This is a genomic window from Ideonella benzenivorans (genome assembly GCF_020387415.1).
GTDB lineage: Bacteria > Pseudomonadota > Gammaproteobacteria > Burkholderiales > Burkholderiaceae_C > Ideonella > Ideonella benzenivorans.
In genome coordinates, this window is the sequence record NZ_JAGWCB010000008.1 from 247,376 (window position 1) to 262,400 (window position 15,025).

General features: G+C 70.0%; 12 protein-coding genes. 5 read left to right on the forward strand and 7 right to left on the reverse strand.

What is annotated here, in order from left to right:
• Positions 1 to 47: 47 nt before the first annotated feature.
• On the reverse strand, positions 48 to 755 hold the full coding sequence (locus tag KGA65_RS06865; protein ID WP_225862401.1) for a TetR/AcrR family transcriptional regulator: 708 nt from the start codon (positions 753 to 755) through the stop codon (positions 48 to 50).
• A 124-nt stretch (positions 756 to 879) separates the two neighbouring features.
• Between KGA65_RS06865 and KGA65_RS06870 the strand changes: the two genes are divergently transcribed.
• The 3 genes from KGA65_RS06870 to KGA65_RS06880 all read left to right on the forward strand — a co-directional run bounded on the left by KGA65_RS06870 (position 880) and on the right by KGA65_RS06880 (position 4,060).
• Positions 880 to 2,208, forward strand: a complete 1,329-nt coding sequence (locus KGA65_RS06870; RefSeq protein ID WP_225862402.1) for an aspartate aminotransferase family protein — start codon at positions 880 to 882, stop codon at positions 2,206 to 2,208.
• Positions 2,209 to 2,351: 143 nt separating this feature from the next.
• The gene (locus KGA65_RS06875; RefSeq protein WP_225862403.1) at positions 2,352 to 3,092 is read left to right on the forward strand and encodes a c-type cytochrome; all 741 of its coding nucleotides are present in this window, start codon (positions 2,352 to 2,354) and stop codon (positions 3,090 to 3,092) included.
• Between the two features lie 29 nt (positions 3,093 to 3,121).
• Positions 3,122 to 4,060, forward strand: coding sequence for a c-type cytochrome (locus KGA65_RS06880; protein WP_225862404.1), 939 nt, complete (start codon positions 3,122 to 3,124; stop codon positions 4,058 to 4,060).
• Between the two features lie 4 nt (positions 4,061 to 4,064).
• On the opposite strand, the gene KGA65_RS06885 is transcribed toward KGA65_RS06880, so the two are convergent.
• The 6 genes from KGA65_RS06885 to dapC form a co-directional block, all read right to left on the reverse strand.
• Complete coding sequence (locus tag KGA65_RS06885; RefSeq protein WP_225862405.1) at positions 4,065 to 6,074, reverse strand: ABC-F family ATP-binding cassette domain-containing protein; 2,010 nt, start codon at positions 6,072 to 6,074, stop codon at positions 4,065 to 4,067.
• Positions 6,075 to 6,110: 36 nt separating this feature from the next.
• Positions 6,111 to 7,013, reverse strand: a complete 903-nt coding sequence (prmB, locus tag KGA65_RS06890) for a 50S ribosomal protein L3 N(5)-glutamine methyltransferase (RefSeq protein WP_225862406.1) — start codon at positions 7,011 to 7,013, stop codon at positions 6,111 to 6,113.
• Positions 7,014 to 7,019: 6 nt separating this feature from the next.
• Complete coding sequence (gene dapE, locus KGA65_RS06895; protein WP_225862407.1) at positions 7,020 to 8,165, reverse strand: succinyl-diaminopimelate desuccinylase; 1,146 nt, start codon at positions 8,163 to 8,165, stop codon at positions 7,020 to 7,022.
• Positions 8,166 to 8,186: 21 nt separating this feature from the next.
• The gene (locus KGA65_RS06900; protein ID WP_375142616.1) at positions 8,187 to 9,377 is read right to left on the reverse strand and encodes a PilT/PilU family type 4a pilus ATPase; all 1,191 of its coding nucleotides are present in this window, start codon (positions 9,375 to 9,377) and stop codon (positions 8,187 to 8,189) included.
• Positions 9,378 to 9,440: 63 nt separating this feature from the next.
• On the reverse strand, positions 9,441 to 10,274 hold the full coding sequence (gene dapD / locus KGA65_RS06905) for a 2,3,4,5-tetrahydropyridine-2,6-dicarboxylate N-succinyltransferase (protein WP_225862409.1): 834 nt from the start codon (positions 10,272 to 10,274) through the stop codon (positions 9,441 to 9,443).
• Between the two features lie 20 nt (positions 10,275 to 10,294).
• The gene (gene dapC / locus KGA65_RS06910) at positions 10,295 to 11,488 is read right to left on the reverse strand and encodes a succinyldiaminopimelate transaminase (protein WP_225862410.1); all 1,194 of its coding nucleotides are present in this window, start codon (positions 11,486 to 11,488) and stop codon (positions 10,295 to 10,297) included.
• 204 nt (positions 11,489 to 11,692) lie between these two features.
• Between dapC and KGA65_RS06915 the strand changes: the two genes are divergently transcribed.
• A complete protein-coding gene (locus tag KGA65_RS06915) occupies positions 11,693 to 12,667 on the forward strand; it encodes an ABC transporter substrate-binding protein (protein WP_225862411.1) in 975 nt (324 codons plus the stop codon).
• Positions 12,664 to 15,021 carry an ATP-binding protein gene (locus KGA65_RS06920; RefSeq protein ID WP_225862412.1) on the forward strand — a complete coding sequence of 786 codons (2,358 nt, stop codon included), beginning with the start codon at positions 12,664 to 12,666 and terminating at the stop codon, positions 15,019 to 15,021. The genes KGA65_RS06915 and KGA65_RS06920 overlap by 4 nt, the downstream gene beginning before the upstream one ends.
• Positions 15,022 to 15,025: the final 4 nt, after the last annotated feature.

Here is a 15,025-nt window from a genome sequence, read left to right on the forward strand (position 1 = left end):
TGACAAATTGCTTCAGGTGGAAGCATGTCGCGCCTTCAAAAAGACGCTCAATGGCCGAGCTTCGCCACGGCCTTCAGGCCTTCGATCAGCACCGTCACCCAGGTGGCGAAGTCCTCGTCGAGCGGCTGTTCCTGGCCGTTGCTCCAGCGCAGGATGAAGGCCTGGTTGGCCAGCGCCGGCAGGTGGCGCGCCAGGGTGGGGCCCTGGTCGGGGGCGAGCCGAGCCAGGCGCTCGCGCTGTGCCTGCGACCAGCCGGTCGGGTCGTCGTCGGGCAGGGGTGCCAGCTCCAGCGTGACGAAGCCCACCAGCCCGGCGATCACCGTGTTGTAGGCCCGGCGCAGCCCGCTGCCCTGGAAGCCTGCACCTTCCAGCAGGGCCAGCAGGCGGTCCACCAGGGCCAGGTTGGCCCCCTCGTTGGAGACGAGTTGCGCCCCCAGCACCGGGGCGATGTGGGGGTGGCGGCGCACGGCCGTGCGGTAGTGGGTCAGCAGTTGGCGCAGCTCGGCCGTCCATTCGCCCGTCGGGTTGGGCAGCGGCAGGTCGGCCAGGGCCAGCGCCACCGCGCCGGCCACCAGCGCATTGCGGCTGGGCACGTACCAGTACAGCGCCGTCGGGTAGACCTGCAGCGACCGGGCCAGGTCGCGCACGCTGAAGCGCTCCACCCCGTGCGCGTCGATCAAGGCCAGGGCCGCGGCCAGGATGCGCTCGCGGCTCAGGCCGGGGACGGTGGCGTCAGTGCGGGGGCGGCGGGGCATGGGCAGGCGAGGGTGGCGCGGAACAGGAGCGCATTGTGCGTGCACGGCCGGCGGGGCGGAACGGGCCGTGCGCAGCCGGCCAAAGCGGCCTAGAATTTAGTTGTACACCGTACAGGAGCATCCGATGTCCTCGTTCTCTCCCGCCGAACGCTCGGTCGCGCTGGACCAGGCGCTGGCCGCCGAAACCGGCGCCTATGCCGCGCGCAACCCGCGCAGCGCCGCGGCCCTGGCCACGGCCTGCGCCGCACTGCCGGGGGGCAACACCCGCAGCGTGCTGTTCCACCCGCCGTTTCCGCTGTCGATGGCGCGTGGCGAAGGCTGCCGGCTGTGGGACGAGGACGGTCATGTCTACCTGGATGCGCTGGGCGAATTCACTGCCGGCCTGTATGGCCACTCGCACCCGGTGATCCGCGAGGCCATCACCCAGGCGCTCGATGGCGGCATCAACCTGTCCTCGCACACCGCCCGCGAAGGCCTGCTGGCGCGCGAGATCCAGCGCCGCTTTCCGGCCATGGAGCTGCTGCGCTTCACCAACTCCGGCACCGAGGCCAACCTGCTGGCCATCGCCACCGCCAAGGCCCACACCGGGCGGGAGCGGGTGCTGGTGTTCCGTGGCGCCTACCACGGCGGGGTGCTGAGCTTTGGGGGCGGTGGCTCGCCGATGAACGTGCCGCATGCCTGGCTGCTGGCGCGCTACAACGACCTGGCCAGCGCCCAGGCCCTGGTGGCCGAGCACGGCGCCCAGCTGGCGGCCATCGTGGTCGAGCCGATGCTGGGCTCGGGCGGCTGCATCCCGGGCGAGCCGGCCTTTCTGCACGGGCTGCGCGCGCTGGCCACCCAGTGCGGCGCGCTGCTGATCCTGGACGAGGTGATGACCTCGCGCCTGTCCTATGGCGGTCGGCAGGCGCTGCTGGGCCTGCGCCCCGACCTGACCACGGCCGGCAAGTACCTGGGCGGCGGTCTGTCGTTTGGCGTGTTCGGCGGCCGGGCCGAGGTGATGGCGGGCTTCGACCCGCGCCGGGCCGATGCCTGGGCCCATGCCGGCACCTTCAACAACAATGTGCTGACGCTGGCCGCCGGCCACGCCGGCCTGAGCCGCGTGCTGGATGCCGGGGCGCTGCAGGCGCTCAACGCCCGGGGCGACGCCCTGCGAGAACGGCTCAACCAGGTGCTGCAGCAGCAGGGGGTGGCCATGCAGTACACCGGGCTGGGTTCGCTGATGAGCCTGCACGCCACCGCGGCGCCGGTGCAGTCGCCCGAAGACCTGGCCGGCACCGATGCCCGCGCCAAGGACCTGCTGTTCTTCGCCCTGCTGGCGCGCGGCGTCTTCACCGCGCGGCGCGGCATGATCGCGCTCAGCCTGCCTTTCGATGAGGCCGAGTGCGAAGCCCTGACGCAGGCCTTCGAGGACGCGGTGCGGGCCCACCGGGCGGTGCTGCCGGCGCGGGGCTGAGCCTTCGCGGCGCGGGCGCGCTGTCAGGAATCACTCACGGAAAAACCCGGTCGGCCTCCCCCTGGCCGGGGACGCAGCCAGGGTCTAGCATGCCCGCCGGCCGCTCGACCCACCGGCCGGATCATCATTCCAAGGATTCCTTCATGCACGTTTCATCCCCCTCGAAATGGTTCAGGCATGTGGGGCCGTTGCTCCTGCTGACGAGCCTGGCCAGCCACGCCGCCACCGATGGCGAGTCCATCATGCAGAAAGGCGGCGCCAACCCGGCCGCCATGCCCTGCATCAGCTGCCACGCGCCGGACGGCAAGGGCATGGCCGCGGCGGGCTTTCCGCGCCTGGCCGGCCTGCCGGCGGCCTATATCGCCAAGCAGTTGCACGACTTCAAGGCCGGCCTGCGCCTGAACCCGGTGATGCAGCCCATCGCCAGCGCGCTGACCGCGGAAGAGGTGGATGCGGTGGCCGCGGCCTACGCGGCCCGCCCGCGGGTGAATGTGGCGCCGCAGCCGGTGGGCACGCCGGCCGAAGGCAGTGGCGCCTGGATCGCGCTGCGCGGCGCCTGGGACCGCAGCATCCCGGAATGCACGCTGTGCCACGGCCCCTCGGGGATCGGCATGGACCCGTCGTTCCCGCCACTGGCCGGCCAGGGCGCGGTCTACCTGGAAAACCAGCTCAAGGCCTGGGCCGGCGCACCGGCCGTGAAGGCCAAGGGCAAGACCAAGGCGGTGGCCGCCGTGGCGCCGACCCGCCGCAATGACCCGAATGGGCTGATGCAGCACATTGCCGCCAGCCTGACGGCGACCGAGATGAAGGCCGTGGCCGAGTACTTCGGCAGCCTGGGTGATTCCAGCGAGCCTTTCGACGACACCCAGCACCGCCTGCGCTGAGCCCCGCCACCCCTTCGACACGACACGCCATGACGCAATCCCATTCTTTCCGCCGCGGGGCGGTGGCCCTGCTGCCGCTGGTGATGGCCAGCAGCGTGCTGGCCGCCAGCCCGCGCACCGAGGACCAGACCCAGCTGCCCAAGGCCCCGGCCAAGGCGGCCAGCAGCCCCTGGTTCCAGCCGCCGGCCGAGAGCGAGCTGCCCAACAACGCCTTCGGCGCGCTGGTGCGCCAGGGGCAGGCCATCTTCATGAACACCAAGGCGCTGGCGCCGCAGTACGTCGGCAACGAGATGGCCTGCGTGAACTGCCACCTGGACCGGGGCCGCAAGGCGAACTCGGCGCCGCTGTGGGCGGCCTACACCATGTACCCGGCCTACCGGAAGAAGAACAACAAGGTCAACAGCTTCGCCGAGCGCATGCAGGGCTGCTTCCAGTTCAGCATGAACGGCAAGGCGCCGGCGGCCGACAGCGAGGTGCTCAACGCGCTGACCGCCTATGCCTACTGGCTGTCCACCGGCGCGCCGGTGGGCAAGGCCTTGCCGGGCCGCGGCTTTGACGAACCAATGCCGCCCAAGGGCGGCTACGACATCGCCCGCGGGGCGAAGGTGTACGAGGCCCAGTGCGCGCTCTGCCACGGCGCCAACGGCGAGGGCAAGAAGGTGGGGGCGACCCAGGTCTTCCCGCCGCTGTGGGGCAAGGACTCCTACAACTGGGGCGCCGGCATGCACCGCATCAACACGGCGGCCGGCTTCATCCAGCACAACATGCCGCTGGGCAAGGGCGAGACACTGAGTGACCAGGAGGCCTGGGACGTGGCGGCCTTCGTCAATTCGCATGAACGGCCGCAGGACCCGCGCCTGGTCCAGGGCGACATCGAAGCCACCCGCAAGAAGTTCCACGAGGGCGACGGTGTCAACCTCTACGGGGTCATGGTCAACGGCGTGCTGCTGGGCCAGGGTGTGAAGTGAGGGCTCAGCCGGCCTGACGGCCGGCGGCCTCGATCTCCTCGCCCAGTTCCAGCCAGCGTTCCTCCAGCATGGCCAGCTCGGCCTGGATGTGGGCCAGGCGGCGGCCATGCTCGGCGAACTGTTCGCCGGTCAGGCCGGGGGCAGCCAGCAGGGCCTCCACCTCGGTCTTCTCGCGGCCCAGCTTTTCCAGCCGCTTGTCGATCTGGGCCTGTTCGTTGCGCAGGGGGCGCGTCAGGTCGGCCAGCTTGGCCCGGGCCTGGGCGGCGGCCTTGCGGTCCTCCCGGCCGTGGCTGACGGCGGGTGGGGCGCTGACAACCGCGGCGGCGGCTGTGGTGGGCGTCACGGGGGCGGAGGCCCGCTGGGCTGGCGCCTTGCCGCTGGCGGCCCGCTGGGCCTCACGGCTGCGTTCCACCAGCCAGCGCTGGTAGTCGTCCAGGTCGCCGTCGAAGGACTTCAGCTCGCCGTCGGCCACCAGCCAGAATTCGTCGCAGACCTCGCGCAGCAGGGCGCGGTCGTGGCTGACCAGCATCAGCGTGCCGTCGAAGCTGTTGAGCGCCATCGACAGGGCCTCGCGGGTCGCCAGGTCCAGGTGGTTGGTCGGCTCGTCGAGCAGCAGCAGGTTGGGCCGCTGCCAGACCAGGCTGCACAGCACCAGCCGCGCCTGTTCCCCGCCCGACAGCGTGCCGATGGGCTGGTGCACCATGTCGCCGACGAAGCGGAACTGGCCCAGGAAGTCGCGCAGCTCCTGCTCGCGTGGCTCGCCGCCCAGGTGGGCCGCGGTGGCCTTGCCCAGCCGCACCATGTGCTGCAGCGGGCTGTCGTCGGCGTGCAGCAGGTCCATCTCCTGCTGGGCGAAGTAGCCGATCGCCAGGCCCTTGCCTTCGGTCAGCGTGCCGGCCAGCGCCGGGTGGGCGCGGGCGATGGTCTTGACCACGGTGGACTTGCCCTGGCCGTTGGCGCCCAGGATGCCGATGCGCTGGCCCGCCAGCACGGTGCGGTTGATGCCGTGCACGATGGGCTTGTCGCTGCCGTCCTCGTTGGCACCGACGTAACCACAGACCACGTCGCGCATCGCCAGCATCGGGTTGGGCAGGCTGATCGGCTCGCGGAACTCGAAGCTGAAGTCGGCCGCGGTGAGCACCGGGGCCAGCTTTTCCATCCGCGCCAGCGCCTTGACCCGGCTTTGCGCCTGCTTGGCCTTGGTGGCCTTGGCCTTGAAGCGGTCGATGAACTTCTGCAGATGGGCGATGCGGTCCTGCTGCTTGGAGAAGGCGGCCGCCTGCTGCTCCATGCGCTCGGCGCGCATTTCCTCGAAGCGGGTGTAGTTGCCGCCGTAGCGGGTCAGCTTGGCCTCGTCCAGGTGCACGGTCACGTTGGTGATGGCGTCCAGGAACTCGCGGTCGTGGCTGATGATCAGCAGGGTGCCGGCATAGCGCTGCAGCCAGCCTTCCAGCCAGACCAGGGCGTCCAGGTCCAGGTGGTTGGTGGGCTCGTCGAGCAGCAGCAGGTCGCTGGGGCACATCAGCGCGCGGGCCAACTGCAGGCGCATGCGCCAGCCGCCGGAGAAGCTGTTGACCGCGCCTTCCAGCTGGTCGGGCTTGAAGCCCAGGCCCAGCAGCAGGGTCTGGGCCCGGGCCTTGGCGTCGAAGGCGCCGGCCTCTTCCAAGGCCAGGTGGGCCTCGGCCATCGCGTGGCCATCATCGGTGGCTTCGGCCGCGTCCAGCGCGGCCTGGGCCTCCATCAGCGGCAGGTCGCCCTGCAGCACGAACTCGGTGGCCGGGGTGTCCACCTCGGGCATCTGCTGCGAGACCTCGCCGACCCGCCACTTGGGTGGGATTTCGAAATCGCCCGCGTCCGGCGCGAGCCGGTGGGTCAGCATGGCGAACAGGCTGGACTTGCCGGCGCCGTTGCGGCCGACCAGGCCGACCTTCTCGCCGGGGTTGAGGGTGAGTGTGGCGCCATCAAGCACCACCTTGACGCCGCGGCGCAGCGTCACATTGCGAAGAGTGATCATGGAACGTCCGAATGCGGTGGGGACGTCCCCGCGGGCTCAGGCCGGGCCGGGCAGGGCGCCGGGCGCGGTCAGCGCATCGCGGGTGACGAGCAGCACCTGGTCGTCGCCGGCGCTGGTGGGCAGCCAGACAACCTCCAGGTGGGGAAAGGCGGCTTCGAAGAAGTCGCGCTCATGGCCGATCTCCAGCACCAGCACGGCGCCGGGGTTCATGTGCGCCGCGGCCTGTTGCAGCAGCGGGCGGATGAAATCCATGCCGTCGTGCCCGCCGGCGGCATTGCCGGACAGGGCAAGCTGGGGTTCGGCCCGGTATTCCGGCGGCAAGGCCGCCATCGCTTCGGCGTTCACATAGGGTGGGTTGCAGAGGATGAGGTCAAAGGTCTGGCCGGCGACGGCTTGGAGGCCATCGCCCCGGGCCAGGCGAATGCGGTCGGCCAGGCCGTGCCGCGCGATGTTGATGCGGGCCACGGCCAGCGCATCCTCGGACAGGTCGGCGCCGGTCACCTGCACGTCCGGCCAGGCCATCGCAGCCAGCACGGCCAGGCTGCCGTTGCCGGTGCACAGGTCCAGCACGGTGTGGGTGCTGTCGCTGAGCCAGGGGTCGATGGTGGCGTCGGCCAGGCATTCGGCGATCAGCGAGCGCGGCACGATGACCCGCGGGTCCACCGTGAAGGGCACGCCCTGCAGCCAGGCCTCGCCGGTCAGGTAGGCCGCGGGCTGGCGGGTGGTGATGCGGCGCTCGATCAGCTCGGCCGCCTTGGCGGCTTCGTCGGGCGGCACTGGCTGCTCGGCCACCTCGTCGAGTGCGTCCAGCGGCAGGTCCAGCGACCAGAGGACCAGCCAGGCGGCCTCGTCGAAGGCGTTGGTGGTGCCATGCCCAAACGAAACGCCCGCCTCGGTGAGGCGGGCGCTGCTGCGCTCGATCAGTTCCAGGACGGTCATGATGGGTCAGGCCAGCAGGGTTTCCAGGGTGCGGCGGTAGATGTTCTTCAGCGGCTCCACGCTGTCCACGGCCACGTGCTCGTTGACCTTGTGGATGGTCGCGTTCACCGGGCCGAATTCCACCACCTGTTCGCACAGCTTGGCAATGAAGCGGCCGTCGGAGGTGCCGCCGGTGGTGGACAGCGCGGTGGTGACACCGGTCTCGGCGCGGATGGCCTCGCTCAGCGCATTGACCAGGCTGCCCACCGGGGTCAGGAAGGGCTCGCCGCCCAGCGTCCAGTCGATGCGCCACTGCAGTTCATGGCGGTCCAGCACCTGGGCCACGCGGGCCTTCAGACCCTCCGGCGTGGAGGCGGTGGAGAAGCGGAAGTTGAAGTCCACCACCAGCTCGCCCGGGATCACGTTGGTGGCGCCGGTGCCGGCGTGGATGTTGGAGATCTGCCAGGTGGTGGGCGGGAAGTAATCGTTGCCTTCGTCCCAGACCATGGCGGCCAGTTGGGCCAGCGCCGGCGCCGCCTCGTGCACCGGGTTGCGGGCCAACTGCGGGTAGGCCACGTGGCCCTGCACGCCGGTGATGGTGAGCTTGCCCGAGAGCGAGCCGCGCCGGCCGTTCTTGATCATGTCACCCAGGGTCTCCACCGACGTCGGCTCACCGACGATGCAGCAGTCCAGCGGCTCACCGCGCTCGCGCAGGGTCTGCACCACCTTGACGGTGCCATCCACCGAGGGGCCTTCTTCGTCGCTAGTGATCAGGAAGGCGACGCGGCCGGCATGGTCCGGGTGGGCCTGCACGAACTCCTCGGCCGCCACCACCATGGCGGCCACCGAGGTCTTCATGTCGGCGGCGCCGCGGCCGTAGAGCTTGCCCTCGCGGTAGCTGGGCACAAAGGGGTCGCTGCCCCAGGGCGCCAGCGGGCCGGGGGGCACCACGTCGGTGTGGCCGGCAAACACCACGGTCGGGCCGGGGCGGGGGCCGGTGTGCACGGCCCACAGGTTCTGGACGCGAAAGTCCTCCGGCCCGAAGGGCAGGTGCTCACAGGCGAAGCCCCGCGGCGTGAGGCGCTGGGCGATCAGATCCTGGCAGCCTTGGTCGGCCGGGGTGACGGAAGGGCGGGCGATCAGGTCTTCGACCAGGCGCAGGGTATCGGACATCGGGGGAACAACAGGACAGGGTCAGCGCGTGCGGGCACTGACCGAAGGATCGCCGCGAGGGGTGTCGGGCACCACGTCGAGCGTGATTTCGGTGAAGGAGGGCGCGTCCGGTTCGGGCGGCGGCGCCGGGGCGACGCGCGAGACCGGGGCCTGTTCGTTCTGCAGGCGCCAGAGCAGGTTGGTCGGCGAATCGGCCTGGGACAGCGCCTCGTCGCGCGAGACGATGCCTTCCTTGATCAGCCGGGCCAGGTCCTGCTCGAAGGTCTGCGAGCCGGCGGCCAGCGAACGCTCCATGGCCTCCTTGACGCCAGCGAAGTCGCCCTTCTCGATCATCTCGGAGACGAGCTTGGAGTTCTGCATCACCTCCACCGCCGGGATGCGGCCGCCCTTCATCGAGCGCAGCAGGCGCTGCGAGACGATGGCCTTGAGCGCGGCCGACAGGTCGGCCAGCAGCGCGGGGCGGGCCTCGGGCGTGTAGAAGGACAGGATCCGGCCCAGCGCGTGGTAGCTGTTGTTGGCGTGCAGCGTGGCCATCACCAGGTGGCCCGACAGCGCATAGGAGATCGTCTGCGTCATCGTTTCCCGGTCGCGGATCTCGCCGATCATGATGCAGTCGGGGGCCTGGCGCAGCGCGTTCTTCAACGCGATGTGCATGCTGGCCGTGTCACGGCCGACTTCGCGCTGGTTGACGATCGAACGCTTGTTGTTGAACAGGAACTCGATCGGGTCTTCGATGGTGAGGATGTGGCCCGAGACGTTCTGGTTGCGCCACTCCAGCATGGCGGCCATGGTGGTGCTCTTGCCGGTGCCAGTGGCGCCCACCATCAGGATCAGGCCGCGCTTTTCCAGGGCCAGCGGGGCCAGCACATCCGGCAGGTTCAGCGTGTCCATCGAGGGGATCTTCACCGGCACGCAACGCACCACCGCGGCGATGCTGTTGCGCTGCTTGAAGCCCGACAGGCGGAAGCTGCCGACCTTGGGGATGCCGATGCCGATGTTGAGCTCACCGGTCTGGTCCAGCTCTTCCAACTGCTGTGGCGTCAGCACCTCGGCCAGCAGCGTGCGCGGCATGGCCGGGGGCAGCACGTGGTCGGTGATGGGCACCAGTTGCCCGTTGATTTTCAGCAGCGCTGGGGCGTTGGCCGACAGATAGAGGTCGGACGCCCCTTTTTCTGCCATCAGCTGCAGCACACGTTGCATGTTCATCGGCAGGTTCTCCCTCGCATGGAAGCCGACAGGATAGGCGCAATCAACGGGCGGGGCGAGCGCGCCGTGTCAGCCGCGCAGCAGGTCGTTGATGCTGGTCTTGGAGCGGGTCTGGGCGTCCACGCGCTTGACGATGATGGCCGCGTACATGCTGTAGGCCTGGCCGGCGGCGGTCGTCTTGGGCAGGTTGCCGCTGACCACCACCGAGCCGCTGGGCACGCGGCCGTAGCTGATCTCGCCGGTTTCGCGGTTGAACAGCGGGGTGCTCTGGCCGATGTAGACGCCCATGCCGATCACCGAGTTCTCCTCGACGATCACGCCTTCGACCACTTCGGAGCGGGCGCCGATGAAGCAGTTGTCCTCGATGATGGTCGGGTTGGCCTGCAGGGGTTCGAGCACGCCGCCCAGGCCCACGCCGCCCGAGAGGTGCACGTTCTTGCCGACCTGGGCGCAAGAGCCCACGGTGGCCCAGGTGTCGACCATCGTGCCCGAATCGACGTAGGCGCCGATGTTCACGTAGGAGGGCATCAGCACCGCGCCCTTGGCGATGAAGCTGCCGCGGCGGGCCACGGCCGGCGGCACCACGCGCACGCCGGTGGCGGCCAGGGTGGCGTCGTCCATGCCGCCGAACTTGGTGTCCACCTTGTCGAAGAAGGCCAGTTCGCCGGCGCGCATCACGCGGTTGTCGTGCAGGCGGAAGGACAGCAGCACCGCCTTCTTGACCCATTGGTTGACCTGCCACTGGCCCACGCCCTGGCGCTCGGCCACACGCAGGCGGCCGCTGTCGAGTTCGGCGATGACATGGGCGACCGCGTCGCGCACGTCGGCCGGGGCCTGGGTGGCGCTCAGCTCGGCGCGTTGTTCCCAGGCGTTCTCGATGGTGGTTTGGAGTTGTTGCGTCATGTCAGGGCTGGAGAGGGGAGTCAGAGAAGGGTTCGGGTGTAGGCCACGATGCGTTCGGCGGCCTCGACGCATTCGTCGAGCTCGGCCACCAGGGCCATGCGGATGCGTCCGGCGCCGGGGTTCACGCCATGGGCCTCGCGGGCCAGCAGGCTGCCGGGCAGCACCGCCACATTGTATTGAGCGAGCAAGCCCAGGCTGTAGGCAATGTCGTCCCCGCCGGGCACGGCCGCCCAGAGGTAGAAGCCGGCGTCGGGCAGCTTCACGTCCAGCACCTCGGCCAGCATGGGGGTGACGCGCTTGAACTTCTGGCGGTAGAGCGCCCGGTTGGCCTCCACATGCGCCTCGTCGTTCCAGGCGGCGATGCTGGCCTGTTGGATCGTCTTGCTCATCGCACTGCCGTGGTAGGTGCGGTAGAGCAGGAAGGCCTTGAGGATGCGGGCGTCGCCGGCGACGAAGCCCGAGCGCATGCCCGGCACGTTGGAGCGCTTGGACAGGCTGGATAGCATCACCAGGTTGCGGAAATCGTCGCGGCCCAGGGCCTTGGCGGCCTGCAGCGCCCCCAGCGGGGCTTCAGAACGGAAATAGATCTCCGAATAACACTCGTCACTGGCGATCACGAACCCATGCCGATCACTCAGTTCGAACAGGCGCTGCCACTCGTCCAGCGGCATCACCGCGCCGGTGGGGTTGCCGGGCGAACAGGCGTAGACCAGCCGGGTGCGGGCCCAGGCGGCCTCGTCGATCTGCGACCAGTCGCAGGCGAAGTTGCGGGCCGGGTCGCTGTTGGCGAAGGCGGTGTTGGCGCCGCCCAGCAGGGCCGCGCCTTCGTAGATCTGATAGAACGGGTTCGGGCAGACGACGATGGCATCGCGCTCGGCCGGGTCCAGCACCGTCTGGGCCAGCGAGAACAGCGCCTCGCGCGAGCCATTGACCGGCAGCACCTGGCTGGCGGCGTCCAGCGTCACGCCGTATCGGCGCTGTACCCAGCCGGCGATGGCCTCGCGCAGCGCAGGCTCGCCCGCGGTGGCCGGGTAGCTCGACAGCCCGCCCAGGTGGGCGCACAGGGCCTCTTCCACCAGGGCCGGGGCCGGGTGCTTGGGCTCGCCAATGCCCAGGCTGATCGGCCGCAGGGCCGGGTTGGGGGTGATGTCGCGCGTCAGGGCGCGCAGGCGTTCGAAGGGGTAGGCGTGCAGCCGGCCAAGCAGCGGATTCATGGGGCGTGATTATCGGCGAGCGAGGCTGCCGCTGCCTGCTTGAAACGCCGCGGCAAGTCCTGCAACAAATCCTGTAGCATGACCCGGCAATGCCAAGGGGCAATGCACAGCGCCCCACGGGGCATGTGCCATGGGTTGGGACCGGGCGGGACCCGGTGGTGGTTTGACAGCAGAACAACGGATGTCCAGGCCGGGAGTGGCGCGATGAAGCGGCGAGGCGTGCTGCATGCGGCAGCCTGCGCTCCGTGGGCCAGCCTGCTGGCGGGCTGCCAGCGGGCGGCCGACGCGCCGGAGGCCGAGACCCTGCGCCTGGCCATCGACCTCTGGCCCGGCTACCTGCCCGGCGTGCTGGCCGACGAACTGGGCTGGCTGTCGCCGGCCGGCATCCAGCTCAAGGTGTTCTACCCCGGTGACACGGACAAGATGCTGGCCGACTTCGTGGCCGGCCGCTATGACGTCATGGGCGCCTCGCTGGGTGACATCTTCACGATCAGCCGGGGGCACCTGGCGGTCAAGGTGATCGCGATCACCGACGAATCGGCCGGTGGCGACATGGTGCTGGCCCGGCGGGGCCTGAAGCTGCGTCCGGACGGCCACTACACCATCGCGACCAACCTGGGCGGCTTTGGGGAGCTGTTCCTGCAGGAGTTCATTCGCCGGCGTCAGCTGGGCTCGGCGCGCTGGTCCTGGGTGAATGCGGACGGGGCCGAGGTGCAGCAGCTGCTGGCCAGCGGCAAGCTCGACATCGGCCACACCTGGGATCCTTACGCCTCCCGCGCCGTCGCCGCCGGCGCGCAGAAGCTCTTCAGCAGCCTGGACACGCCCGGCTTGGTGGCCGATGTGCTGGTGGCCACCAATGCCACCATCCAGCGTCGTGCGCGGCTGCTCAAGCTGTTCCTCAAGTTCTGGTTTGAGGCGGTGGATTGGTGGCTGGCCCATCCGGAGGAGGCCCGCAAGCTGATCTCCCGCCGGGTGCGCATCGAGCCGGACCGGATCTCGCTGCATGGCTTGCAGCTGCTGGACCTGGCCCATGACCGGCAGCTGATGATCGGGGCCCAGGGCCGGGGGCCCGGTGTGGCCGACGTGGTGCAGCGCTACAGCGACTTCTTCATCGAGAAGGGCTCGGCGGTGCGTCCGCTGGGCGCAGCCGACCTGCTGGAAGCGGGGTTGCTGCCATGAGAACCCGCCTGTTCGCGGCAGCCATGCTGTTCGGGGTGGCCGTGCTGCCCCTGGGCCTAGTGTCCGGCCTGCAGGTGCGCAAGGATGTGGCGCAGATCCGCGGCGCGCAAGACCAGGTCCTGAAGGGACTGAGCCAGGAAGCCGCCCGCGGGCTGAGCCAGCGCTTCTTCAGCCTGGAGGACAACGTTCGGGCCGATGCCTCCATCCCGGGGCTGGCCGAGGCCGTGATGAAGCCGGCCCGGGCCGACCCGTTGTGGCTCAACCAGGTGGTCAACATGATCCGCCTGCGCGAGCCGGCCAACACCACCTCGGTGGGCATCCTGGATGGCGCCGGCATCGACATTGCCGACACCCAGGCCCAGCGCGTCGGCCGCCAGGAGGCGTCGGAGGCCTATTACCGCCAGGGCGCCGCCCGCCTGTATCCCTCGGTGCTGGGGCCGATGCATTCGCCCGAGGACGGGCGCCGCGTGCTGTTCGTGCTCAGCCCCATCCGGCATGAGGCGCAGGTGGTGGGCCTGCTGCGGGTGCGGCTGGAAGAGGGCCTGCTGGGCCAGGTGCTGATGGAGGCCCTGGCCGATCAGCCGGCCATGCAAGGCATGGTGTTCGACGGGAACGGCGCGGTGCGGGCCTGGACCGATCCCGAGTTCCAGAGCACCGATGAATCACTGCCCATCGAGCTGACCCGCACCCAGGCCTCGCATGTGGACCTGACCTGGCGCGGCAACCGGCTGCGCGGGGCGGTCGAAGCGGTGCCGGGCACCGACCTGCGCGTGCTGGCCTATGAGCCGCGCAGCCGATATGACCTGTCGGCCCATGCCCGCCTGCGGGACTGGGGCTTTTTCATGGGGGTGCTCACCCTGCTGGCCCTGGGCGCCGCCTGGACCATCGCCGAGCGCATGGCGCGCCCGGTGGATGACCTGAGCCGCACGGCCGAGGCGGTGGCCGGCGGCGACCTGACGCGCCACATGCCCGTCCACGGCACCGATGAGCTGCAGCGCCTGAGCCGGGCCTTCAACCTGATGCGCGAGCACCTGGTGACCAACCTGCGCTCGCTGTCGGACGAACTGGCGCAGCGGCGGCAGGTGGAATCGGCCCTGCGGGCCAGCGAAGCCCAGCTGCAGACCCTGAACCAGCGGCTGGAGCAGGAGGTGCGCGAACGCACCGCCGAGCTGGCCCGCGCCAAGGAAGTGGCCGAGACCAGCAGCCGCGCGAAGAGCGCCTTTCTGGCCAACATGAGCCATGAGATCCGCACGCCGATGAACGCCATCATCGGCCTGACTGGCCTGATGCGCGAGGCCACCCAGGACCCGGCCCAACTGGACCGGCTGTCCAAGGTGAGCGCTGCGGCGCGCCACCTGATGAGCCTGATCAACGATGTGCTGGACCTCTCGCGCATCGAGGCGGGCAAGCTCTCGCTGGAGACCGTGACCTTCTCGCCCGGCGACCTGATGCAGCGGTCGATCGTGATGGTGGAGCAGGCCGCTCGCGACAAGGGCCTGCACCTGCGCGCCGATGTCGACCCGATGCTGCCCACCTTCCTGCGCGGCGACGAGCGCCGGCTGGGGCAGATCCTGCTCAACTTCCTGGGCAATGCGATCAAGTTCACCGGCACCGGCGAGGTGGGCCTGCGGGCGCAGATGCTGCGCCGCGAGGGCCAGCAGGTCTGGCTGCGCTTCGAGGTCTGGGACACCGGCATCGGCCTGTCACCCGAGCAGCAGGCCCGGGTGTTCGATGCCTTCGAGCAGGCCGATGTCTCGACCACCCGGCGCTTTGGCGGCACCGGGCTGGGCCTGACCATCAGCCGCGAGCTTTGCCACCTGATGGGCGGCCAGATCGGTGTGGCCAGCCAGTTGGGGGAGGGCAGCCGCTTCTGGGTGGTGGTGCCGCTGCAGGTGCCTCAGGAATTGGCGCCGATCGACGCCCTGCCGACGCCGGGCCAGGGGCCGACGCGCTGGGAGGGCCGGCGGGTGCTGGTGGTGGACGACAACCCGGTCAACCTGGAGGTGACGCAGGCGATGCTGATGCGCCACGGCCTGGTGGTCGATTGCGCCAGCGATGGCGTGCTGGCCGTCTCGCGGGCGCAGAGCCAGGCCTACGACCTGATCCTGATGGACATGCACATGCCGCTGATGGACGGGCTGGAGGCCACGCGGCGCATCCGGGCGCTGCCGCTGCACGCGCGCACGCCCATCCTGGCGATGACGGCCAATGTCTATGAGGAAGACCGCGAACGTTGCCGCGCCGCGGGCATGAACGCCCACCTGGCCAAGCCGATCGACGTGGACGCCTTGCAGGCTGCGCTGGCCCGCTGGCTGGCCCCCGCGCCCACCCCGGCGCCGCAGGCGCCGGCCTGAACCG